Here is a 21,774-nt window from a genome sequence, read left to right as displayed (position 1 = left end):
TCCGGAGGTCCTTTTCTCATTCAGGTTCAGGCTTCCATTTCTTCCAGCGGAACGAGGTAGGTCTTGCGGCACTCCTCGTATTCCAGCATGTAATCCTTGGTGGGATTGTGGTGCATGATGCTCTTGAGGGTATGGGAGTCGTAGTCCTCACTGGCATCCATACCAATAAGACGCGCGGCAATATTCGAGCAGTGATCCGAGATGCGCTCTGCATTGTTCAGCACATCCAGGAACACAACGCCGGTGTCAATGGAGCACACGCCGTCCTTCAGGCGCAGGATGTGCTGGTCGCGCAGGCGCTCTGCCATCACATCGATCACCTCTTCCAGCGGTTCCACCTGAGCCGCCATGCGCATATCGTTGTTGTCAAAGGCATCGTTGGTCAGGGTCAGGATGCGTTCCAGTGCATTTTCCAGCAGCAGCAGCTCCTTGGTGGCGCTCTCACTGAACGAAGCTTCCTTCTCTTCCAGCTCCTCTGCCTTTTCCATGATGTTCACCGCATAGTCACCAATGCGCTCGAACTCGGTAACAAAGTTCAGCAGCTCCGTCACAGTGTGGCTCTCGTCGTCGCCCAGCTCCTGATCGGTCATTTTGATCAGGTAGTTGGAGATCGCCACCTCCATCCGGTCGATCAGGTTCTCACGCACACGGATGGCGCTGACCGTATCCTCGTCCATTTTCAGCAGCAGCGGTGCGGCCAGATTCACATTGCGGGCAGCACGGCGGGACATCTTGACCACAGCGCTCTTGGCCTGCTGCAGGGCAACCGCAGGGCTCTTGAACAGGCGCTCGTCCAGCACCGGCATGCTCAGCTCCTGTGCTTCCTCGGCACTGTCCGGCACAGTGAGCATGGCCAGCTTGGACAGCACACCGCTGCAGGGCAGGAACAGCAGCATGGCGCACACGCTGGAAAGGGTGTGGATGTTTGCGATGGTGCTCTTGTTCATCACGTCGTTCCACATGGGGATGCCAACCGTGAACTGCACCGCATACACCAGGGCCAGCAGGATCACACTGCCGATGATGTTGAAGTACAGGTGGATCAGTGCAGCGCGCTTACCGTCCTTGGAAGAGCCGCCGATGGTCAGCAGCGGCGTAAACGCGGTACCGATGTGGGCACCCAGAATGATAGGGATGGCCGAGCTGAAGGTGACAAGGCCGGTGCTGGACAACGCCTGCAGGATACCCACCGATGCAGAGGAGGACTGGATGACCACCGTGACCACCACGCCCACCAGAATGCCCAGAATGGGATTCGTCATGGTAACGAACAGGTTCTGGAACACGGCGCTCTCACGCAGGGGAGCCACACCGGTGTCCATCAGGCTCATGCCGGTAAACAGGATGCCGAAGCCCAGCATGATCTGGCCGATGTTCTTCTTTTTGGCACTGCGCAGGAACACATAAAAAATGCAGCCAATAAACGCCACCACCGGTGCAAAGGTCTTGGGCTGGATCAGGGTCAGCCAGAGGCTGTCGCCGGAGATGTCCGCCATGCGGATCAGCTGACCGGTAACAGTCGTACCAATGTTTGCACCCATGATGACGCCTACGGACTGCGTAAGGGTCATGATGCCGGAGTTGACCAGACCGACACAGATCACGACCGTGCCGGCCGAGGACTGAATGACACCCGTGATCAGGGTGCCGAAAATAACTGCTTTGAGCGTAGAGGAGGTCAGTTTTTGCAGCACGCCCTGCATTTTGCCGCCAGCCAGCTTTTCCAGACCAGCGCCCATAATGGACATGCCGTACAGAAACAGCGCAATTCCACCCAACAGAGAGGTAATGTGTGTGATATCCATAACGATACTCCTAAAAAATGATCTTCCTTTTGATCCTTGTCCATCTGCCCTGCCCGCACACCGGACCTGCTTTATCCGGCAGATGCCGCAGTCTGCCGCTCTGCTGCGCAGAACGGCGCACAATGACCGCGCTTAGATTTATTATATCATTTTTTATCCCGTCACAACAAGGTTTATTTTACAAGAAAATCACTTTTTCTACACATTTTTCCGTCTCTTAATAGTTTCGCTCTTTCTTTTTTCAATTATTTTACATTGATTTTACATTAAAGCCGTAAACGGCTGTAGTCGTTCCATACACAGAAGTTGTTTTTTGCAGGATGAGCATGCCGAATGGCCCGAGCTTTCCGGCCCGGCAAGGCGGTTTTCCGTATCACAAGGGAACGCAGCTTCTTACTCTGCCAGTTCCTCCATGGCCTCCCGCACGGTATCTGCCGAGAACAAGAACGCTCCGCTGCCGCTGTATACTTCCACATGGCTTCCTACATAACGCATTTCAAAATCCTTCATAGGGGTTCCCTCCCATATCCGTTTTTTGCAGATTTTTGGAACCTTTTTGGTTCCATGGCTGTATTATCGCACAGTTCAGGTCCCATAAACCGGATTTTCAAAGTTTTTCAGAACAAAGACCGCCCTGTTCCTTCAGCCGAACAGGGCGGTCTCCTACATATTATAATATAGCGTGACGCAGCTTTCCTTTCTCAATGGACTGCCGCATATTCCAGAATGTGTTTTTCCTCGTGCTGCTCAGCACGGGTCTTATCGTAGCAATACCGGATGATGGCCTGCCGCCGCACGATGCCGATGAAGATGCCTCGGTCATCCACCACCGGCACAAAGTTCTGGTTCATGGCTGCTTCGATCAGCTGATCCATGCTGGTGGTCACGGTGACGGCCTTGTAGTCCCGTTTGTGGGGAAAAGCGGAAATGGGCACATCCTCAGCCGCTTCCAGATCCAGCCCGTGGTATTTTTTCAGACCCCAGAGGATATCGCCCTCGGTCAGAGTGCCCACATATTTGCCCTGACGGTTGAGCACCGGAATGGAGGCGTAGCGGTTATTCTCCCACTTTTCCAGTGTCTGTCGAAGGGTGAAATCATCGTAAACGTACATCAGATCCTGCTTGGGGGAAAGGAAGAACAGAATATTCATGACAACAGCTCCTAAACATTGATCCATGCGCCGTGCGCAAAAAATAACGCAGTCCATCCGCACAAGCGGGAACCCTGCGCCGCGGTCCCTATCCTTGATTCTATTTTAGCACTTTTTCATAGTCAGATAAAGCATCCCCTGCCATCTTTTATAATTTTTTAACAGATTGTTTGCTTTCTTTCGTCATACTTTCGTGTTTGATAAAAAAGCGGCTCACGTTCAGCATCTTAGCATCGGCCTCCTGCGAAACAGCCCGAACTCTGCAAAAGCCGCAAAAAACTGTGCAAAAAGTGGATATCCCAGCAATTAGAACTGTACAACCGTCCCCGGAAGTTGTATAATAAGGTGGGTGTTTCTCGGTGCAGCATGTGCAGATGCCTGCTGTACCCCAGACCTTGAATGTGTTTTACGAAAACGAACATAAAGGAGCAGAGCGACTATGATCACTTCCCGTTTCCCTCTGGGGGATGTCAGCTTTACGTCCGGGTACTTTGCTACTCTGGTAGGTGAAGCAGCCAAACAGTGTTACGGCGTTGCCGCAATGGCACCCCGTGATATGACCGATGCCGTCAAGAGCATGGTGCACGGTTCCGATTACCCGGAAAAGGGTGTCCGTGTCACGCAGGAGGATGGTCGTCTGGTGATCGAACTGCACATTGCCGTGAGCTACGGCCTGAATATCTCCACAGCCGCCCGCAGCATCTCCCACCGCGTCAAGGACGAGGTGGAGCATTCTACCGGTCTGAAGGTGGCACGCGTTGTGGTCTCCGTAGACGATGTGATCGCCTGATTTTTGTCTGACCATCCCAGGGTGTGTCTGAAAGCGCCGGGCTTTTCCGGCAAGTACAAGGAGTAAAAAAGAATGATTTCTGGTAAGATTTTGCGTGACGCCATTATCTCTGGCGCCAACAACATCAACAATCAGCGTTCCCGTGTGGACGAGCTGAACGTTTTCCCTGTTCCCGATGGCGATACCGGCACCAACATGGGCATGACCGTGGGTGCTTCCGTGCGTGAGCTGGAGGCTCTGGACGACAGCTGCACTGTGGGCGAGGCCTCCAAGACCGCTGCTTCTGCCATGCTGCGCGGCGCACGCGGCAACTCCGGCGTTATCACCAGCCTGCTGTTCCGCGGTTTCTCCAAGGCTCTGGAAGGCAAGAAGGAAGCTACCGCCGCCGACATCGTTGAGGCTCTGAAGAAGGGCGTTGAGGGTGCCTACAAGGCCGTCATGAAGCCCACCGAGGGCACCATCCTCACCGTGGCCCGCGTTGCCTCCGAGGAAGCCGCTGCCTGCGGCGCTGAGGATGTGCCGGCCCTGTGGGATGTGGTGATGGCCGCCGGCCAGAAGGCTCTGGAGGACACCCCCAACCTGCTGCCCGTGCTGAAAAAGGCCGGTGTTGTGGATGCCGGCGGTCAGGGCATCATGGTCATCTTCGAGGGCATGGGTAAGGTGTTCCACGGTGAAGGCATCGTGGCTGGCGGCGAAGCTGCCCCCAATAAGGCAAAGCTGTCCACCGAGAACGCCGGCAAGGGCGTGTTCACCGACGACCTGATGAAGGTGGAAGACATCAAGAACGGCTACTGCACCCAGTTCCTCATCAACAAGTATGAGGGCGCAAGCGCCGCAAAGATGCGTGCCTTTGCAGAATCCAACGGCGACAGCGTGGTGTGCATTGAGGATGATGACGTCATCAATCTGCACGTTCACACTGCCGACCCCGGCAAGATCCTGAGCGAGGCCATCAAGTATGGCTACCTGACCAACTTTAAGATCGAGAACATGCACGAGCAGTTCCTGGCCCGCCAGAAGCAGGGCAAGAGCCTGGAAAAGCAGGCTTCTGCCGAGAAGGCTCCTTCCCAGTCCAGCGAGTTCATCTATGCTGCCGTAGACCCCAGCCGTGACTACGGCTTTGTGGCTGTTGCTGCCGGTGAGGGCCTGAAGGCTGTGTTCACCGATCTGTCTGCGGACGCGGTCGTTTCCGGCGGTCAGACCATGAACCCCGCCACCGAGGACATCCTTGCGGCTATCCAGAGCGTGCCCGCCAAGACCGTGTTCGTGCTGCCTAACAACAAGAACATCATCATGGCTGCTGAGCAGGCCCAGAAGCTGGCTGACCGTCAGGTGGTCGTTCTGCCCACCCGCACCGTGCCCATGGGCATTACCGCCATGCTGAACTTTGATCCCTCTGTGAACGCCGAGACCAACACCATCAACATGATGGCTGCTGCCGATAAGGTGTCCACCGGCCTGATCACCTATGCAGCCCGCGACAGTGAGTACGACGGCAAGCGCATCCGGAAGGGCGAGATCATGGCGCTGGAGAATGGCAAGATCGTCTCCACCTCCAACGACATCACCAAGGCCACCTATCGTCTGGCACGCAGCATGTGCAAGAAGGATTCCAGCTTTGTCACCATCATCTCCGGCTGCGACGTCAGCGATGAGGATGCCGAGAAGGTCACCGAGATCGTAAAGGCAAAGTGCCCCAATCACGTGGAGGTCAGCCACATCCGCGGCGGCCAGCCCGTTTACTATTATATGATCAGCGTGGAGTAAAAACTCCTTCTATTTCCATCGCAAAAGCGGAGCTTTCCCCTTTTGCCATATCTGGGATCGAGAAAAATCGAGCCGGGAAGCTGCTGGAAGGCAGCCGCCCGGCTCTTTTCTTTTTGGATTTCGCAAGGGCTTTTTTGACTTTCAAAATCCGAAGTGAGGCCAAAAGTGGGGCCAGAGTATAAAGAAAGACGCTGGTTCTGAACGAACCAGCGTCTCTTCTGTATGGAGCGGGCAATGGGAATCGAACAACGGTTTCTCTTCATCAATCTGCAAAAACACAACCTTTATTCTCGAAACATCATAAAAAAACCAGAAAAGCGCTTGCCATAACCAGCAAGCGCTTTTTTCATTCTAGGATATTTTTCTGGGTCAAAAAATGGGTCAACTGAATGGTCATCCGTGAGCCTTGTTGATGGCCGCAGTCGTAGCCGCTGCCAGCTCTTCCCGCTGGCCCTTTATCTCATGACGGTACACCCCGAAGGTGTCCATGTTCTTGCTGTGACCAACCAGCATCTTCAACTGGCCGTCCGTCAAGGCTCCAGCCTCCATGCTGACAAAGGTGTGCCGCATCTCGTAGAGCGTGACCGCTGGCGTGATTCCGTTCGATGCCTGATACTTCTCCCACCGGCGTTTGAGGCTGCGCTGGCAAGGAATCTGGAACAGTGGCGTGTTATAGTTTAGCTCAACACCGCTATCTTTGAGGAGCTGCACCTGTGCCTCGTATGCTTCCCGCGCTTGCTGGCACATATCAAATGACCTGATGCTGTTTTCGTTCTTGCCGGTCGTTTCTTCCTCATGCGTGTTGATGCTGCGGCGAAGGTTGACCGTGTTGCCCTTGATGTCGCCGTACCAGAGGCCGACCAGCTCTCCGGGCCGGACACCGGTAGACACGGCGAAGCGGTAGGCGTAAATGTAGTCATCGAAAACACGTTTTGAGTACAAAAGCCGCGTATCAACCGAAAAGAGAACACGCAACCCGGACGGCTGAAGAATCTTCTTCTCACCCATGCGGGCATTTTTCGGGATGGTCAGCTCCGGATTGAGCGTGGTGTACCGGTTTTTCCTGCACCACTTCAAGAAGCTGTTGGCCGTGGAACGGATGGTCATAAGCGTTTTGCGGCTCAATGGCTTGTTGAGCGAGCTGCGCTGCCGTTCTTTCTTCAAGCAGCGCTTTTTGAACGACATATCAATAGCCTTTTGCAGATCGCCCTCGGTCAGTTCTTCAATGCGCAGGTTCCCGATGACCGGCAGAAGATAATAGGCGCCGTATTTTGTGCACTGTTCCAGATAGGACGTGCCGCTGGTGAGGGAAAGGTCCTCCAACCATTCTGCATAGAGGACAGAGACCTTTTTCCTTCCGTCCCGGATGCTGTCGTCAAGCCATGCGTCCGCCTTGGCGTTTGCTTCACGCTGCCCAGTTCTGCCCGGCGTGGAGCTGTAGAAGCTCTTCATCACGCCGTTCTTCTGAACCCTGATTCGCCAGCGGTTTGTACATTCTTGCCACTCGGCAGTGTTCGTTCGCTTCTTCAATGAAACACGCCTCCCCTCATGTCCTTATAAAAGTAGTAGGCTCTCCGGACGTATTCCTCTGTGGTGTCCAGCGCTTCCGCAATCTCGCAAGCATCCATGCCGCGCTTCAGCAGCGCCAGCAGCGTTTCTTCCGGTATCGCGTGAAGTATGTACCATCGGTCAGCCCTGACCTCGTGGCGCTCTCGCAGATCATAGGGCGTGAGCCGGGTATAAAACCCACCGTATATGCAATGCCCTATCTCATGGCCAAGCCGGGCGGTTTCTTCAGCCCTCGTGAACTGCCGGGTGCTGTCCATGCCGATGCAGCAATGACCGTTCACTTCCATGCTCATGCTGCCGGTGTTTGGCAGCGGAAAATTGTAAATGTCGATGCCGTTTTCATTTGCCACGTCATAAAGTTCATTTAGTCTGTCCATTCGCATCTCGCTCCTTTACGAAACGAGCGAAGCTCTTGACCTCTTCAAATTGAGCGTCGGTCACGTCCCCGCCCCCAAAGAGTGCAAATTTGATATCGTCATCTGTTACCTCGCGGCTATCTGCTGCGGGGCTTTTTTCTTTTTCCGGCTGCGCAGCTTGAACGCTGGGTGCTGTCGGGTCGTCTGTTTCGCCAAATAGGTATTCGCTAGTTGTTCCTAGCCGATCGGCACAAAAATTGACAAAAGCTCTAGGCGGTTCCGTGTTGCGTTTCTCAAACATCCGAATATAGTTGTCTGCGTGACCGGAAGCCTGACACAATGCTTTTCTCGTCAGTCCATTCCTTTTTAGCAAAAAATCAAGTCGATCAAACATGAAAGAACCCATGATACAGCCTCCAAACTATTCATAAGCTAATTTTTTTGGAACAATTAGCGAAAAGCTCTTTACAAACTAGCCAAAAGCTAGTATAATAGCTATGCAAAGGAAAACTAGATGCTAGCTAAATAATAACATCTGAGAACCCAGAAATCAATAACAAAGAGGTAAAAACATGAAGTACATCGACATCAACGCAAAGTTCACCGCAGCCGTCAGCAGCTACATCGCACAGGGCTACATCATCAACACCGCTTCGATGTCCGGCAGTCAGGGCGAAGTCGCCCACATTGACCTGACCAACGGCAAGCAGATTGTCCGTGTCCTGCTGGACAGCTTCACCGAGTGGGAAGATTGCAACAATCTGGAAGGTCTGAAGCTCGTGGTCGGCATCGCCACCGACGACGTCAAGCCGAACGACAACCAGCGCCGCGATGTCATCTGGAACAACCGGTTGGATGTCATCTCCTGCGAGAGGTTCTACAAGCTGAGCAGCAACCGCGACGATTCCGTGTTCTACGGAACGCGAGAGGAGGCCACCGCAGCCGATGAAAAGCGCTTCGAGCGCTACTGCCGCCGTGACTGCCGCATCAAGAAGCACCTTCCCGAAAAGGCTTCTCCGCTGGTCAAGGAATTCGTTCGCCGGAAGTTCGGCCTGAAGCGTGTCGTGGTGAGCAACATCCAGATCACCAAGCAGAGCGGCGTGTATACCGTCACCTACAACCAGCACAGCGCCCAGCTGCACTAAGGAGGACAACGTGATGAAGAATCTGACGATTACCTACGACACCATGCAGAACGGCGAGGTCGGCGAAGCGTGTGTGTTCATCCCGATGGAAGATGCACAGGCCAACAAAATCAAGGCGGCTTTTGAGAAGTCGGAGCTGCTCTCCAAGCGGGAGGCATACGACCTCCGCGATGCAGTAAACGGATTCGTGAAGTATTGCGAACGCGCCAGAGGCCGGGAGTATATGTCCGATAGCATCAAGACAGTTGAGGTCAAGGAGGTCTGAACGATGAAAAAGGAAACGCTGAAACCGTGCCCTTTCTGCGGGCAGGAGTATACGACCATCACTGAATCTAATACTGAGGGCATTCGGATTAGATGTCCGCATTGCAGCATCACATTTACACGCGATTTTTATGAACATCGCGGGGAATTGGGCAGGCAACGAACTATTGAAGCGTGGAATACTCGCTCTGAATAACCCCGCCTGATGATGGCTGCATGGCAGCAGCCGAAACCACCCGGCAGCCAGCCGGGGAGGTCGCGGGAACCACCGCAACCAACAATCAATTTTCGGAGGTATGAAAAATGTCTGCAAACGTTGAAACGATGTTCTATGTCCGGGAGAAGCCTTGGCACGGTCTGGGGAAGATGGTGCAGGAAGCGCCAACCAGCGCGGAGGCTCTGAAGCTGGCCGGTCTGGACTGGACGGTCGAGGCCCGTGATATGTGGCTGAACGGCGGTTACGAGCCGATTCCCGGCTACAAGGCCAATGTCCGCAGCTCGGACAACAAGGTTCTGGGCGTGGTCAGCAACAAGTACCGCATCGTCCAGAACGCAGAGGCTTTCGCGTTCACGGATGCGCTGATCGGCGGCGATGTCCACTATGAGACCGCTGGCAGCCTGCTGGACGGTAAGAAGATTTGGCTGCTGGCAAAGCTGCCCGATTCCGAAATCTGCGGGGACAAGACTGAAACCTATATGTGCTTTTCCAACACGCATGACGGATCCGGCGCTGTCCGTGTCTGCATGACCCCGGTTCGCGTGGTCTGTAACAACACGCTGAACCTTGCGCTGGACACTGCGCAGCGGGCATGGAGCGTCCGTCATGTGGGCGATATCAACACCAAGCTGGTAGAGGCCCGGCAGTGCTTGGACATGGCTAACAAGTACATGGACGAACTTGCAACCCGCGCCGACCAGATGGCAAACACCACGGTCAGCGATGCCCGGCTGCGGGAGATTCTGGACGGCCTGTTCCCGGAAGCTGACGATATGACCGACCGCCAGAAGCGCCATGTGCAGGACATGAAGGACGGTTACATGGTCTGCATGATGGCTCCGGACCTCGTGAAGTTCCGCAACACCGCATGGGGCGCGGTGAACGCAATGAGCGATTTCGTCACTCACAGCGCCCCGCACCGCAACACGAAGGACTATCAGGCGAACAACTGGAACAACGTCATGAACGGCCACTGGCTGATGGATGCCATGGCAAAGGCCGTTTCCCGGTAAATATAAGGGCTGTGCTATCTGGCCTTACGGGCGCTCACAAGATGGAGGTGAGAAACAATGAGAAAGCGTATTGTCAAAACGAACCCGCCGAGAGGCAGCTACAAAAACATTCCGTATTTTGCCCTTCGCGGGTGGTTTCATGTCTGCGGGTATCAGGATCAGGAGGTCGCGCAGGCTATCGGAATCAGCCCCAGCACCCTTTCCACTAAGATGCAAGGTCATTCCGCGTGGACAAGCTGTGAGATTGCCGCCATCTGCGAGCTGCTGGAAATCCAGCAGAAGGACATTGGGAAGTTCTTCTTTCCGCAGGCAGCGCAGCAGAAAGGAGCATGAAGATGAACAGCAGAGCACCCAGCACGACCAAGGAACCGGACGCGCTTGTTGACCTGAAGGGCAAGCTGGAAGAAGAAAAGGCCCGCCATGCCCACATGATTGCGGTCAACAGGTATTTCCGAGAACGTGGAACGGTCAATGGCTGCGAGGGCGTTGGTAGCTGCGAAAAGGCCATGATTGAAGGACGGCTGAAAATGGGAGACCATTCGCCGTTCCTTCCGTGGCAGTTCAGCAGTTCCAAAGACCGCATTCGCCGGTTGCAGGCCCGCATCAGGGACGCAGAAACGGCAATTGCAGCCGGTTCGCAGCCGGTCAAGGTCGAAGGACTGCCCGGCGTTACCTATTACGAGAACGGCGCTCTGATGCGGGTGCAGCTCACGTTTGAGAATGACCCCGGCCCGGAGGTGCGCGGCATCCTCAAGGGAAACGCTTTCCGCTGGTCATATTCGCAGCGAGCATGGCAGCGGATTTTGAACGAGAACGGCAAGCGAGCGGCACAGAAAGCGCTCGCAGAAATCAAGATGGTTCAGGCGGTAGGCGCAGCCTGATTCTTATATCCAGCGCCAGAATTGAAAGGAGATTTTCTCATGAATGGAATGTTTTATCGCGGTGAGGTCTACTATGTTTACCCCACTGGCAATGAGATTGGGAGCGAGCAGCACGCTGGCCGCCCGGCCATCATTGTGAGCAACAGTCAGAATAACAAGAACTCCTCCACTCTGGAGATTGTCTATTTGACCACGCGGGAGAAGAGGCCCATGCAGACCCACGTTCACATCAATGCTGCTGGGAAGCTGCAGGAATCCACTGCCCTCTGTGAGCAGATTTTTACTGTGGACAAGCTGCGGCTGAATGACTACATCGGCCAGCTGTGCGATAAGGAAATGCAGGACATCGAGTTTGGCCTGATGGTGAGTCTCGGCCTTGACAACTACCTGTCCAAGCCGAAGCCGGTTGAAGCTCCCGGCGTTGCAGCAGCACCGGTTCCGGTCGCCTCTCCTTCGGTGTCAGACACCAAGGAAGAGCTGGAAAAGCTCCGTGTGCAGCGTGACACCTACAAGGATCTGCTCATGGAAGTTATCGGCAGAAAGTGAGGAATGAAGATGGCGAATTTTGATTTGAAGCCCTGCCCGTTCTGCAGCGGCACGGCGCACATTCGGGACTTTGGCGGCAGGTACCGCGTTTCCTGTTCCGGCTGTGGGGCTACCGGCGGCGCTGTATGGGTCAAGCGGTGGCACAGTACGAAGTTCATTGCGCAGGGTCAGGCCGCGAAGCTCTGGAACGAGCGGGCCGTGAACGGCGCGGGCATGGCAACCTTGCAGAAGCGCGATGCTGTTCTGGAAGCGCTGTGGAAGCAGCTTGACGATGTTCCAATGAACCCCGAAACGGAAGAGCTAGAAGCTGCATTCCTACATTTCCCGGCTGGCACAAACCGGCTGGAGGTCTGGCACTGGTTCGATGATCGTTACAGCAAAGGAGTTTCGTTCCTGCTGTACGGCATTCAGGCTGATGGCCGCCGGTGCGAAATCGTCTGGGACATCCAGAAACAGAACGACATAGAGGATGTTCAGTCGTACATTGACCAGCTCACAGATGATGAAATCCGGCAGGAGTACCGGATGGAGCGCAAAGCCCTTTGCAAACTGGTTCAAACTGCTGCGGCCAAGATGCGGAAGCTCATTGACGACGATGATTCGTGGACGTTCCTCCGGGATACGGCCATCAAAGAAACTGCCAAAGAATACCTGAAAGGACGTGCGGAAGAATGAAAAATCGAATTTCCTGTTTTGTTGTCGCGGCTCTGCTGCTGACCCTGACGCTCTGGTTTACCGCCTGCGGTTCTACATCTGCTGAGGCTGAAGCTACCGTCGAGCCGTGCTACCACGTCACGGTCTATTCCCCGGAAATTGAAAAGGTCGGCTATGCTGGCACACGGTCTCCGAAATATACAATCACCGTTGACAGCTTCAGCGAACTGGTGCCGAGTTACTACTCCTACGAGAAAGAGTACCAGCTTCTGCGCATTCCTCTTGGAGATGGCCGCTTCGAGCTGGTGTCCACCTCTCTGGTAGAAATCGAGTATTACTGAGAGGAGGCGCGAGCGTGAAAGCTGTGTTGTTGAGCATCCAGCCGGTATGGTGCAGCAAGATCGTCCTGAAAGAAAAGACCGTGGAGGTACGCAAGACGAAGCCGGAGGGCGTGAAGCCTCCATTCAAGTGCTACATCTACTGCACGAAAGAACAGTCGAAGATGGGCTGGCTGCGAATCGTCCCCGGCAAAGGCTGGCAGCGGTTGGATGGTACGGTCATTGGCGAGTTCGTCTGCGACAAGATTTGGGAGCTTGCACCGATATGCCGCGCCCCGGATGATGTCGAAGAAATGGCTTGCATGGACAGAGACCGCATTGTCCGCTACCTGAACAAGTGTCACGGCTGGGCGTGGCATATCTCCGACCTGAAGATTTATGACCAGCCGCGCGAGCTGCGGGTATTCACAGGCTTGCAAAATACGCGGTTTGGTACACGGCCTGTGGAAGTACAGCGGCCTCCCCAGAGCTGGCGCTATGTGGAGGAATTGAAAGATGTCTGATTCTATCGGAGATAAAATTCGTGCAGCGCGAAAAGACGCTCACCTCACACAGATTCAGCTTGCCCAAAGAATGGGCGTGACCAAGCAGACGGTGAGCCTGTACGAGAATGGCGGGGTCAACCCGACGGCCAAGATGCTGGCTAAGTTCGCAACTGGACTGAAAGTTCCTGTTGGTCTCTTAGCTGGTGACGAAGAGGGTCAGCTTGCTGGACAGTGGGTCAGCATCAAGACACGGCTTCCCGAATCTGACAAGGAAGATGAAATATTCGTGCCATGCCTTGTGAATGTCATAACGTGGGATTTGGAGTGCTCACCGTTTTATCCAGATGAAAGCTATGGGGAGTACGTTTCACCCGCGATGTATGACACCGAGCAGAAAATTTTCTCTGTTGGCTGGGATAGCGGCGCAACGACAATGAACGCCCTGCTCGACCCAGAAAACACAGACGGGAGGTCTGGCAGCCGTGTAACGCACTGGATGGAACTTCCGGCGGCCTTTGGATTCTGGGAGGCACCTCGATGAAACAATACTGCCGGTACTGCTGCAACGCCTGTCTGAACGATGACGAGCTGGCCTATTGCAGCTACAAAGACGAGATGCTGGACGGCCCTGCCCTGCGGCGGCTGAACCACTGCAAAGGCTTCCGGTTCTGCGAAATCGACGTTTTGACCCAGACGCGGACGTACCAGCCGAGGGTCGCAAAGCCCCCAGCTCCCTCCCCGGAGGATTTCGGGCAGCAAACCCTGTTTTGATATGCGAAACCGGTGCGACCGGTATTTTTTTGGCAAACGCTTCTAGCTTATGGCTAAAATATTTTTCCAGAAATAGCGATAAGCTATTTACAAACTAGTCAAAAGCTAGTATAATAACAAGCGTAGAGAATGACACTCCACAAAACAGGAGGAAAAGAAAATGAAGAAGTCCTACATCGTCGCAATCGACTACCGCGCAACCTACAAGCCCATGACCACCGATTACAAGGTTCTGGAAGCTGACAACCTGCTGGACGCAATGAGCGAGGCAGAGAGCTATCTTGACACCGAGAAGGTTTACCTGCTGAACATCATGCAGGCAGACAAGGCGGGCCACAAGGTCAAGGGACTGCCCGGCATCAGGGAGAACACCTACATCGATCAGATCACCAATCGCGGCAATGGCTGGCACCGCACAGATGCCGCCCACAGCGAAACTGCTTGGAGCCATACCATGTGGGTGGACGAAAGCAAGAACGTCCAGCACATCGACAGCAACGAAGTTGCTTGAAACCCGCCTGATGATGGCTGCCCGGCAGCAGCCGAAACACCCGAAAGGGTGTCGCGGGAGCCTACCGCAGGAAGGAGGCACAGAATGTGTCTGAATATTACAGCACCAAACAGGCAGCGGAAGCGCTCGGCGTATGCCGTCAAAGAGTGCTTCAGATGAGGCGAGAAGGCAAGTTGACCGCCTACTCGCACGGCGAGAAGGGCAGCAAGAGCAAGTTCTTTTTCCGCGTTGAAGATGTGGAGTTTTACAAGCTCCACAAGAACGATGCCAAGCCGCTGCCCCCGCTGCGCCCGGTCGGCGCAGAGAAGGACAGCGCGTAAGATATCAAGATGGGAGGACATGAAAGATGCGTAAGGTTGTGAAATTGGCGACTGCTGCGCTGGCTCTGGTCGGTGCATGGAAGGTCGCAAGCTGGATGTGCGAAGGAACTGTGTGGCTGCTGGTCAACCGCGGATCCTGGGAGCCGGAGGCGGCTGCAAAGTCGGCACCGTGGATCCTGCTCGCACTGGCAAGCGGGCTGGCGATGTCTCTGTACGGAATGTACGAGGACTGCCAGCGGTACAAGCGCAGCAGCCCTTATGGCCAAGTTCAGCACAGCGAGAGCCGGAACGACAGCAGCAGAAAGGCGGGCTGAGGATGAACCCGATGTATAATCTCGCGCTTGACGGCTACGGCCCGCCGCTGGAGCCGCCGGATGGGTACTACTTCCTGACGGATTCCCAGATGGCAGAGCTGGCCGAGCGGGAGGCTGAAGAAGAACAGGAGGATGAACAGCGTGGAAAATGAATTGACCGTCCGGGTGGAACGCCCGGTTATCCCGGCGATGCGCTGGAACAAGGACGAGGTCCAGAAGAACATCGACGAAAAGCTGGCGGCCTACACAGGCCGCGTCTACACCCCGGAGAGCATCAAAGGAGCAAAGGACGACCGAGCCAAAATCAACAACTGGGACAAGCAACTGGGCGCAGCGGTAACGGCTGCAAGGAAGCTCTATCTGAAGCCGCTGGAAGATTTTCAGGCCGACATTAAGGTGATGCGGGAGCAGTGCAAAAAGGTCTCCGGTGCAATCGACGAGCAGGTCAAGGCCGTCGAACAGGCCGAAAAAGATGAAAAGGCGTCCACGCTGAAGCTGGTCTACCGGGACTGCATTGGCGAGCTGGAACCCCTCATTCCTTTTGACCGGTTGCTGGACACCCGCTGGCTGAACAAGACCTTTGACCTCGCTGAAGCGAAAAAAACACTGTGCAAGGCCATTGAGGGCGTTCGCAGCGACCTCGACTTTATCCGCGAGAACTGCGGAGAGGACGTCGAACCCTGCACCACCGAATACCTGCGCAACCTGAGCGTGAACGAGGCTGTCCGCGAGCATACCCGCCGCGAGAAGTCCCGCGCAGCACAGAGAGATGCAGAGGCCGCCAGAGAAGCGGCAGAGCGGGCGCGGATGTCGGCTCCGGTAATCGTTCCCCCGACGGCTGAAGAACGCGAGATGCGGGCGCAAGCCGCCGCAGCAACGCAAGCCGCCGCATTCATCACGCCGGAGGGCCGTCTGGACATGGAGGCGATGCAGAGCTTCACCGCTGCGCAGGAGACTTCCTCCCGCAAGCGCTATTACTTCTGGGTCGAGTTCACCAAAGAAGACATTGCATGGTTCCGCAGCGCTGCCAAGGAACGCGGGTTCGATTTCGGCAGCATCAAATAATCTTCAACATTCTAGGAGGTAACAAAAATGGGTTTCACTTCACGCGCTGGCGCTGCTGCGCCGAATACCACTACCACAGTTCAGAGCCGCTCCTTCGCTGCTCAGGTCAAGCAGAGCGAAGCGATGCAGCCGGTCGCAGAATCCAAGCCGGTCGAAATCGAGAGCATGGACGGCCAGCACCTCACCGTCACCTTTGATGATGTGCGCGACTTCATCTGCAAGGAAGCTACCATTGCAGAGTGCCGTATCTTCTTGGAAACGTGCAAGCAGTACCACCTCAACCCTTTCACCAAGGAAGCCTACCTCATCCACTATGACAACAAGAACGGTGATACGGCCAGTACCATTGTTCTGGGCAAGACCTGCTACATGAAGATGGCAGAGGCGCACCCGCAGTATGATGGCTTTGAGGCTGGCGTGATTGTCTTTGTTCCTGAAGTTGGTGAGCTCATCCACCGCGAAGGATCCATCGTCTACGAGGACGAGAAGCTGGTCGGCGGCTGGGCTAAAGCCTACCGTAAGGACCGCAGCCGCCCCTTCTACGAGGAAGTGAAACTGAGCGAGTACGACACCAAGAAATCCCTGTGGGTAACGAAGCCTGCAACGATGATTCGTAAGGTAGCCCTTGTCCACGCGCTGCGCGAATCCTTCCCGGCCACGTTTGGCAGCCTCTACGATGAGAGCGAGGTTCCGGTAGCTGCAGAAGCATCCTACCGCGAGGTCGAGAACGAGCAGCCCGAAATCGGCGCTATGCAGCCCCGCAAGCTGAAGCCGAAAAAAGAGCAGCCCGAACCGTTTGCAGTTGAAACCACCGACACCAACGATGATCCGTTTGGCGGTGATGCAGAATGATTATTCAGACAAAGACCGGGACGAAGATCACAGGAACCCTCTCTCGCGACCCTAGTCTAAAGGAAACGAAGACCGGAAAGCCGTTCCTCAGCTTGAGCGTCAAGGCTCATAGTACAAAAGATGCCTCCGGCAACCGGAGCAATATGTTTGTCGAGTGCTGTATTTGGAGCGATCTCGACAAGTGGGACGGCCTCCTTCAGAAGGGCGATTTTGTCGAGATTTGCGGCGGCGAGCTGAAAAGCAATACCGGCGCGAACGGTACAACCTACTGGAACCTGCATAACGTCGAGGGCGTTGTCGTTGGTGGGCTTGTTGCTGCCCGATGGGTTCAGATGGCAATCGACATGATGCAGCCGACCGGACAGGCAGGAACCAATGACTTTGCACCGGTGGAGAACGACACACCCTTTGATACCGGCTCTCAGCCGCCGCAGAGCGCTTCCTTGCCGGAACCGGCAAAACAACCCGCCCCGGCGGCAGTGCCCGACTACAACGGCGATGACCGCCCGATCTCGGACACGGACGACTTGCTGTTCTGATTCACCGTTGAGAGAAAGGAGGTGAGCAGATGGCGGACGAAGCCGAGAATGCCCGCCCGAAAGGGTTGCTGATACCGTTCGACAAGCTCAAGCTCCTGAGCATTCTGGATGATAAGGCGTTCCGGGAAGTGTTCCTTGCAATGGCCGGGTATGTCCAGAGCGGCACAGAGCCGGATTTATCGGAGCCTATCGAACAGCTGGCCTTTGAATCTATGCGCCAGTTTCTGGACGAAAATGTAAAAACCTACCAACGTACTGTTGAAGCAAACCGTGAAAATGGCCGCAAAGGTGGTAGACCGAGAAAACCCGCAGAAACCGGTGGGTTATCGGAAAAACCCAAAAAAACCGATGGGTTTTTGGAGAAACCCATGGAAACCGAAGAAAACCCATCAAAACCCAAAGAAACCCATGAAAACCAAAGTGCAAAGTACAAAGTACAAAGTACAACTGATACTAAAGTATCAGATACTACTACTGTTGTTGTTACGCAGAGTTCGGCGGATGTAGACCTTGCAAGGATAGTCCAGCAGTATGAAGCAGTTATTGGAACTTTCCCGCGCTCTGCTCTGGATAAGCTGCAAGGCTGGCGAGAGGTATTCGGCACCGAGATGATTCTGTTGGCTATCAATAAGGCGGCAGAATCCGGGAAGCGCTCATGGAACTATATCAACGGGATCTTGTCGAACTGGCAGCATAGCGGAATACATACACCCGGAGATGCAGCCGCGAGCGACGAGAACCACAAGAGGCCGACCGGAAGAGGCAGCAGCCCACGGCAGCCGTCAGAAAGCACGAGAGACCAGCTTGCCCGCGTACTGGGCAACATGGACAAAGAAAGGGGTTTTGAGACATGACCAAGGAAGAGGTGGCGGAGCTGATTTTGAGGAACGCGACGCTTTACAAGCAGATGATGAAGCCACTGACCGACGAAGAGCTGGAAGATACGATCGACGAGTGGACATACCAGTTCAGGGACTACCCCGGCGAGGTCGTTAAGAAGGCGTATCTCGCGGCGCGCCGCGTCTGCGTCTACCCGATCTCGGTCGCGGATATCTTCAAGCAGCTTTCCAAGAGCCTTGACCCGGCGGCGGAGTGGGATGCTATAACGGAAGCTTCGCATAAGGCGCAAAGGTATCTGTACTGGCGCACATGCCCGATGGTCGTCGGAGTTGACGACAACGGGCGGCCTATCCGCAGCGACGGGCGCGAGGAGCTGAAAGAGCTGTTCGACAAGCTCCCGACGGCGGCGAAGGTCTACATCGGAAGCGTCGGCGGGCTGGAGGAGCTGGCCCGAACTCCCGATCTTACATACCGGCGCATTGAGTTCTTGAAACAGTCGCGGGAAGAGATCGAGACTGCGCCAAAGGAGGCCGCCCAGTTGCGCGGCGGCCCGGAACCGGTGAGACTGGAGGCCGCAAATGCCTAAGTTCAAGGTGTCCGTCGAATGCCATACACCCGGCAGGGATGAAATCCACTGCCTGAAGCTGGAGGCCGACGACGAGGGCGACGCAGCGATTCAGGGCATCTACCACGCCCGCGACCGCTGGCCAGATGCTTGGACTATCACGGTCCGCAAAATCCGCAAGGTGGAGGTGGCCCACTGCAATGGACGTTGAACAGCTTTCATTCTTCACCATGCTGGCCCCGGCGCTGCCCGCTGTGGCGGTCTGCTGTATGGACGGCGACCGGGCGGACGCTGCACCCGCCGAAAGCTGGATGCAGCGTCTTGTCCCCGGCGGCGAGTACGTTGTGCAGGTGGCAGGCCATCCTCTGGTGCTCAGACCGGCAGAGAGCACGGAAGAAACCATTCCGGACGGACACAGGTATTATCACTACACAATCGGGAACCGCCTGTTTTCGGGCGTTTTTGTGGGGAGAGCCAAAGCGTAACGGCTCGCAATATATGGGAGATGAAAACGTGACATACAAAGAATTTTTGGAGCGCAAAATCGACATTGCGCCCCTGTCAGGCATTGAGATTGACCCCGCAGAGGTCAACCCGGTGCTGAAAGATCACCAGCGCGTGAGCGTCCTGTGGGCGCTGCGCGGCGGTCGGCGCAGCATCTTTGCCCGCTTCGGTCTGGGCAAGACGGTCATGCAGCTGGAATGGTGCAGAATCCTTCAGAAGCACGAGGGAGGCCAGACACTCATTGTGATGCCGCTGAACGTAATGCCGGAGTTCCGGGCAGATGCGGTCAATCTGCTGGGAATGGAAGAACCGCCCTACTGCAAGACCATGGCCGAGGTGGAGGCCAGCACGGCCCCCATCATCCTGACCAACTACGAGAGGGTTCGCGATGGCGATATTGACCCGCACCGCTTCACGGCGGTCAGTCTGGACGAGGCTGCAACGCTGCGCAGCTTCGGCAGCAAGACCTACCAGAGCTTCATGCTCAAGTTCAAGGGCGTGAAATATAAGCTGACAAACACCGCGACCCCGGCCCCGAACCGGTTCAAAGAGCTGATTCACTATGCGGGCTTTCTGGAAGTGATGGACACCGGACAGGCGTTGACCCGCTTTTTCAAGAGGGACAGCACCAAGGCCAACAATCTGACCTTGTATCCTGGCCGCGAGCGCGAGTTCTGGATCTGGTGCGCCAGTTGGGGCCTTTTCCTGCAAAAGCCGAGCGACCTCGGATTCTCGGATGACGGCTATTCACTGCCGCCGATGGATATCCGATACCACAAGCTGAACAGCCTTGACCGGCCCGCCGAGTTTGAAGCGGACGGCCAGATGAAGCTCGGCCATGATGCCGCCATGGGCTTGTCGGATGCAGCCAAGGAGAAAAGGGACAGCATCGATATTCGCGCCGCCGAGGTAGCCCGCATCATTGCGGAGGCACCGCCGGACGAGCATTTTGTGGTCTGGCACGATTTGGAGGACGAGCGCAAGGCGCTCAAAAAGGCCGTGCCGGAGATGGTCGATATCTACGGCAGCATGGAGCTGGAAACCAGAGAGCAGCGGGTCATGGACTTCGCACAGGGCCGCACCCGCATCTTCGGAACCAAGAAAAGCCTGTCCGGTTCCGGCTGCAATTTCCAGCGCCATTGCCACCGCGCCATTTTCATGGGCATCGACTACGAGTTCAACGACTTCATTCAAGCCATTCACCGCATCTACCGTTTCCTGCAAAAGTCCCCGGTCATCATCGACATCCTGTACATGGACACGGAGACGGAGGTGCTGCTGGCGCTGCAACGCAAGTGGAGACAGTACGATGAACTGAGCGAGCAGATGGAGGAAATCATCAAAGAATACGGTCTCGGTAGCCTTGCGCTTGAGACCCTGAAGAGAACGATAGGATGTGAGAGAGTGGAAGTCAAGGGAAACAATTACACGGCCATCAACAACGACTGTGTGGAAGAAGTCCGGAACTGGCCAACGGACAGCATTGACCTGTATGTGACTAGTATCCCGTTCGGCAACCATTACGAATATTCGCCCTCGTACAATGACTTCGGCCATAACCCGGATGATGCAGAGTTCTTCCGTCAGATGGACTATCTGACCCCGGAACTGCTGCGCACCCTGAAGCCGGGTCGCGTGGCTGCAATCCATGTGAAAGATCGCGTGGAGTTCGCCAACGTCACCGGCCTTGCAGCGCCGACCATTGAGCCGTTTCACGCGGACTGTATCGCTCATTTCCGGAAGCATGGGTTCGCCTATTTCGGAATGATTACGGTTGTCACGGACGTTGTCCGGGAGAATAACCAGACCTACCGTCTGGGATGGACGGAGCAGTGCAAGGACGGCACGAAGATGGGTGTTGGCTGCCCAGAATACATCCTGCTGTTCCGCAAGCTGCCCACCGATTGCAGCCGTGGATATGCCGATACGCCGGTAAAGAAGTCCAAAGAGGAATACACCCGCGCCCAGTGGCAAATTGACGCTCACGCATTCTGGCGCAGCAGCGGCGACCGGCCTTTCACCCGCGAGGAACTGGAAAAAATCCCGACCTCCAAGCTGCAAAACGTATACCGCAAGTTCAGCCGGAACAGCGTCTACTCCTACGAGGAACACGTCAAGCTCGCGGAAAGTCTGGACAAGGATGGCCGTTTGCCGTCCACGTTCATGGTGGTCGCTCCCGGCTCGTGGGACATGACCGTCTGGGACGATATCAACCGGATGCGCACCCTAAACACCACCCAGAGCCAGCGGCGGCAGAACCTCCACGTTTGCCCGCTTCAGATCGACATCGTGCAGCGCCTGATTGAGCGGTACAGCAACGAGGGCGAGCTGGTAGCTGACCCCTTTGCGGGGCTGTTCACTGTGCCGTATGAGGCCGTGAAGATGAACCGCAGAGGCAAGGGCGTGGAGCTGAACCCGGATTATTTCCGTGACGGCGTGGGCTATCTGGAATCTGCGGATGCGGAAAAGGATGCACCCACTCTGTTTGACCTGTTGGAGAATGGAGCTTGAA

Annotated in this window: 31 protein-coding genes; 26 read left to right on the top strand and 5 right to left on the bottom strand. The window is 55.5% G+C overall.

Annotated features, from left to right (window positions below; all coding sequences use genetic code 11):
- Positions 1–26: 26 nt before the first annotated feature.
- Together ACKXF7_RS10610 and ACKXF7_RS10605 are read right to left on the bottom strand one after the other, a co-directional pair.
- Positions 27–1,805, bottom strand: coding sequence for a Na/Pi cotransporter family protein (locus tag ACKXF7_RS10610; RefSeq protein WP_249236918.1), 1,779 nt, complete (start codon positions 1,803–1,805; stop codon positions 27–29).
- 701 nt (positions 1,806–2,506) lie between these two features.
- Entirely contained in the window at positions 2,507–2,956 is a 450-nt protein-coding gene (locus ACKXF7_RS10605; protein WP_249236919.1) for a CBS domain-containing protein, read from the bottom strand.
- A 439-nt stretch (positions 2,957–3,395) separates the two neighbouring features.
- Between ACKXF7_RS10605 and ACKXF7_RS10600 the strand changes: the two genes are divergently transcribed.
- Together ACKXF7_RS10600 and ACKXF7_RS10595 are read left to right on the top strand one after the other, a co-directional pair.
- The gene (locus ACKXF7_RS10600) at positions 3,396–3,746 is read left to right on the top strand and encodes an Asp23/Gls24 family envelope stress response protein (RefSeq protein ID WP_249236920.1); all 351 of its coding nucleotides are present in this window, start codon (positions 3,396–3,398) and stop codon (positions 3,744–3,746) included.
- Positions 3,747–3,818: 72 nt separating this feature from the next.
- A complete protein-coding gene (locus tag ACKXF7_RS10595) occupies positions 3,819–5,513 on the top strand; it encodes a DAK2 domain-containing protein (protein WP_339395131.1) in 1,695 nt (564 codons plus the stop codon).
- 393 nt (positions 5,514–5,906) lie between these two features.
- Here ACKXF7_RS10595 and ACKXF7_RS10590 read toward each other — a convergent pair whose 3' ends face one another.
- From ACKXF7_RS10590 to ACKXF7_RS10580, 3 genes are read right to left on the bottom strand one after another with little or no spacing between them, the layout of a single operon-like run.
- Complete coding sequence (locus tag ACKXF7_RS10590; protein ID WP_418265930.1) at positions 5,907–7,043, bottom strand: tyrosine-type recombinase/integrase; 1,137 nt, start codon at positions 7,041–7,043, stop codon at positions 5,907–5,909.
- Entirely contained in the window at positions 7,040–7,459 is a 420-nt protein-coding gene (locus tag ACKXF7_RS10585; protein WP_418265929.1) for an ImmA/IrrE family metallo-endopeptidase, read from the bottom strand. The genes ACKXF7_RS10590 and ACKXF7_RS10585 overlap by 4 nt, the downstream gene beginning before the upstream one ends.
- Complete coding sequence (locus ACKXF7_RS10580) at positions 7,443–7,844, bottom strand: hypothetical protein (RefSeq protein WP_418265928.1); 402 nt, start codon at positions 7,842–7,844, stop codon at positions 7,443–7,445. Before ACKXF7_RS10580 ends, ACKXF7_RS10585 begins: the two co-directional genes overlap by 17 nt.
- A gap of 166 nt (positions 7,845–8,010) precedes the next feature.
- Here ACKXF7_RS10580 and ACKXF7_RS10575 point away from each other — a divergent pair, with 166 nt between their 5' ends.
- The 24 genes from ACKXF7_RS10575 to ACKXF7_RS10460 all read left to right on the top strand — a co-directional run bounded on the left by ACKXF7_RS10575 (position 8,011) and on the right by ACKXF7_RS10460 (position 21,773).
- Positions 8,011–8,583: a hypothetical protein gene (locus ACKXF7_RS10575; RefSeq protein WP_423741244.1), complete on the top strand. Its 573-nt coding sequence runs from the start codon at positions 8,011–8,013 to the stop codon at positions 8,581–8,583.
- Positions 8,584–8,596: 13 nt separating this feature from the next.
- Positions 8,597–8,848: a hypothetical protein gene (locus ACKXF7_RS10570; RefSeq protein ID WP_418265926.1), complete on the top strand. Its 252-nt coding sequence runs from the start codon at positions 8,597–8,599 to the stop codon at positions 8,846–8,848.
- A gap of 3 nt (positions 8,849–8,851) precedes the next feature.
- A complete protein-coding gene (locus ACKXF7_RS10565; RefSeq protein WP_418265925.1) occupies positions 8,852–9,043 on the top strand; it encodes a Lar family restriction alleviation protein in 192 nt (63 codons plus the stop codon).
- Positions 9,044–9,150: 107 nt separating this feature from the next.
- Entirely contained in the window at positions 9,151–10,077 is a 927-nt protein-coding gene (locus tag ACKXF7_RS10560; RefSeq protein WP_418265924.1) for a DUF932 domain-containing protein, read from the top strand.
- Positions 10,078–10,134: 57 nt separating this feature from the next.
- Complete coding sequence (locus tag ACKXF7_RS10555) at positions 10,135–10,410, top strand: DUF739 family protein (RefSeq protein ID WP_418265923.1); 276 nt, start codon at positions 10,135–10,137, stop codon at positions 10,408–10,410.
- Between the two features lie 2 nt (positions 10,411–10,412).
- A complete protein-coding gene (locus ACKXF7_RS10550; protein ID WP_418265922.1) occupies positions 10,413–10,958 on the top strand; it encodes a hypothetical protein in 546 nt (181 codons plus the stop codon).
- A 39-nt stretch (positions 10,959–10,997) separates the two neighbouring features.
- Complete coding sequence (locus ACKXF7_RS10545; RefSeq protein WP_418265921.1) at positions 10,998–11,504, top strand: type II toxin-antitoxin system PemK/MazF family toxin; 507 nt, start codon at positions 10,998–11,000, stop codon at positions 11,502–11,504.
- A gap of 9 nt (positions 11,505–11,513) precedes the next feature.
- Complete coding sequence (locus ACKXF7_RS10540; RefSeq protein ID WP_423741243.1) at positions 11,514–12,179, top strand: Lar family restriction alleviation protein; 666 nt, start codon at positions 11,514–11,516, stop codon at positions 12,177–12,179.
- Positions 12,176–12,499: a hypothetical protein gene (locus tag ACKXF7_RS10535; RefSeq protein ID WP_423741242.1), complete on the top strand. Its 324-nt coding sequence runs from the start codon at positions 12,176–12,178 to the stop codon at positions 12,497–12,499. Before ACKXF7_RS10540 ends, ACKXF7_RS10535 begins: the two co-directional genes overlap by 4 nt.
- Before the next feature lie 14 nt (positions 12,500–12,513).
- Positions 12,514–12,999, top strand: a complete 486-nt coding sequence (locus tag ACKXF7_RS10530; protein ID WP_418265918.1) for a hypothetical protein — start codon at positions 12,514–12,516, stop codon at positions 12,997–12,999.
- Positions 12,992–13,522, top strand: a complete 531-nt coding sequence (locus ACKXF7_RS10525) for a helix-turn-helix domain-containing protein (protein WP_418265917.1) — start codon at positions 12,992–12,994, stop codon at positions 13,520–13,522. The genes ACKXF7_RS10530 and ACKXF7_RS10525 overlap by 8 nt, the downstream gene beginning before the upstream one ends.
- A complete protein-coding gene (locus ACKXF7_RS10520; protein WP_423741241.1) occupies positions 13,519–13,752 on the top strand; it encodes a hypothetical protein in 234 nt (77 codons plus the stop codon). The genes ACKXF7_RS10525 and ACKXF7_RS10520 overlap by 4 nt, the downstream gene beginning before the upstream one ends.
- A 160-nt stretch (positions 13,753–13,912) precedes the next feature.
- Complete coding sequence (locus ACKXF7_RS10515; RefSeq protein ID WP_418265915.1) at positions 13,913–14,263, top strand: hypothetical protein; 351 nt, start codon at positions 13,913–13,915, stop codon at positions 14,261–14,263.
- 86 nt (positions 14,264–14,349) lie between these two features.
- Complete coding sequence (locus tag ACKXF7_RS10510) at positions 14,350–14,583, top strand: helix-turn-helix domain-containing protein (RefSeq protein WP_418265914.1); 234 nt, start codon at positions 14,350–14,352, stop codon at positions 14,581–14,583.
- A gap of 26 nt (positions 14,584–14,609) precedes the next feature.
- Positions 14,610–14,897, top strand: coding sequence for a hypothetical protein (locus ACKXF7_RS10505; protein WP_418265913.1), 288 nt, complete (start codon positions 14,610–14,612; stop codon positions 14,895–14,897).
- 2 nt (positions 14,898–14,899) lie between these two features.
- Positions 14,900–15,049: a hypothetical protein gene (locus ACKXF7_RS10500; protein WP_423741240.1), complete on the top strand. Its 150-nt coding sequence runs from the start codon at positions 14,900–14,902 to the stop codon at positions 15,047–15,049.
- Positions 15,039–15,962 carry a DUF1351 domain-containing protein gene (locus ACKXF7_RS10495; RefSeq protein WP_418265911.1) on the top strand — a complete coding sequence of 308 codons (924 nt, stop codon included), beginning with the start codon at positions 15,039–15,041 and terminating at the stop codon, positions 15,960–15,962. Before ACKXF7_RS10500 ends, ACKXF7_RS10495 begins: the two co-directional genes overlap by 11 nt.
- A 27-nt stretch (positions 15,963–15,989) precedes the next feature.
- On the top strand, positions 15,990–16,814 hold the full coding sequence (gene bet / locus ACKXF7_RS10490) for a phage recombination protein Bet (protein ID WP_418265910.1): 825 nt from the start codon (positions 15,990–15,992) through the stop codon (positions 16,812–16,814).
- Positions 16,811–17,353: a single-stranded DNA-binding protein gene (locus ACKXF7_RS10485; protein ID WP_423741239.1), complete on the top strand. Its 543-nt coding sequence runs from the start codon at positions 16,811–16,813 to the stop codon at positions 17,351–17,353. Before bet ends, ACKXF7_RS10485 begins: the two co-directional genes overlap by 4 nt.
- A gap of 29 nt (positions 17,354–17,382) precedes the next feature.
- Positions 17,383–18,207 carry a DUF6291 domain-containing protein gene (locus tag ACKXF7_RS10480; RefSeq protein ID WP_418265908.1) on the top strand — a complete coding sequence of 275 codons (825 nt, stop codon included), beginning with the start codon at positions 17,383–17,385 and terminating at the stop codon, positions 18,205–18,207.
- On the top strand, positions 18,204–18,779 hold the full coding sequence (locus ACKXF7_RS10475) for a hypothetical protein (RefSeq protein ID WP_418265907.1): 576 nt from the start codon (positions 18,204–18,206) through the stop codon (positions 18,777–18,779). Before ACKXF7_RS10480 ends, ACKXF7_RS10475 begins: the two co-directional genes overlap by 4 nt.
- Positions 18,772–18,969, top strand: coding sequence for a hypothetical protein (locus ACKXF7_RS10470; RefSeq protein WP_418265906.1), 198 nt, complete (start codon positions 18,772–18,774; stop codon positions 18,967–18,969). Before ACKXF7_RS10475 ends, ACKXF7_RS10470 begins: the two co-directional genes overlap by 8 nt.
- Entirely contained in the window at positions 18,959–19,243 is a 285-nt protein-coding gene (locus tag ACKXF7_RS10465) for a hypothetical protein (RefSeq protein ID WP_418265905.1), read from the top strand. The genes ACKXF7_RS10470 and ACKXF7_RS10465 overlap by 11 nt, the downstream gene beginning before the upstream one ends.
- 28 nt (positions 19,244–19,271) lie before the next feature.
- Positions 19,272–21,773, top strand: a complete 2,502-nt coding sequence (locus ACKXF7_RS10460; protein ID WP_418265904.1) for a DNA methyltransferase — start codon at positions 19,272–19,274, stop codon at positions 21,771–21,773.
- The last annotated feature ends 1 nt before the right edge of the window (position 21,774 follow it).

Source organism: Faecalibacterium sp. 7 (assembly GCF_049562865.1).
Lineage (GTDB): Bacteria > Bacillota > Clostridia > Oscillospirales > Ruminococcaceae > Faecalibacterium > Faecalibacterium wellingii.
Note: the sequence above shows the minus strand (reverse complement) of the source record. Positions and strands in the feature narration are given on the sequence as shown.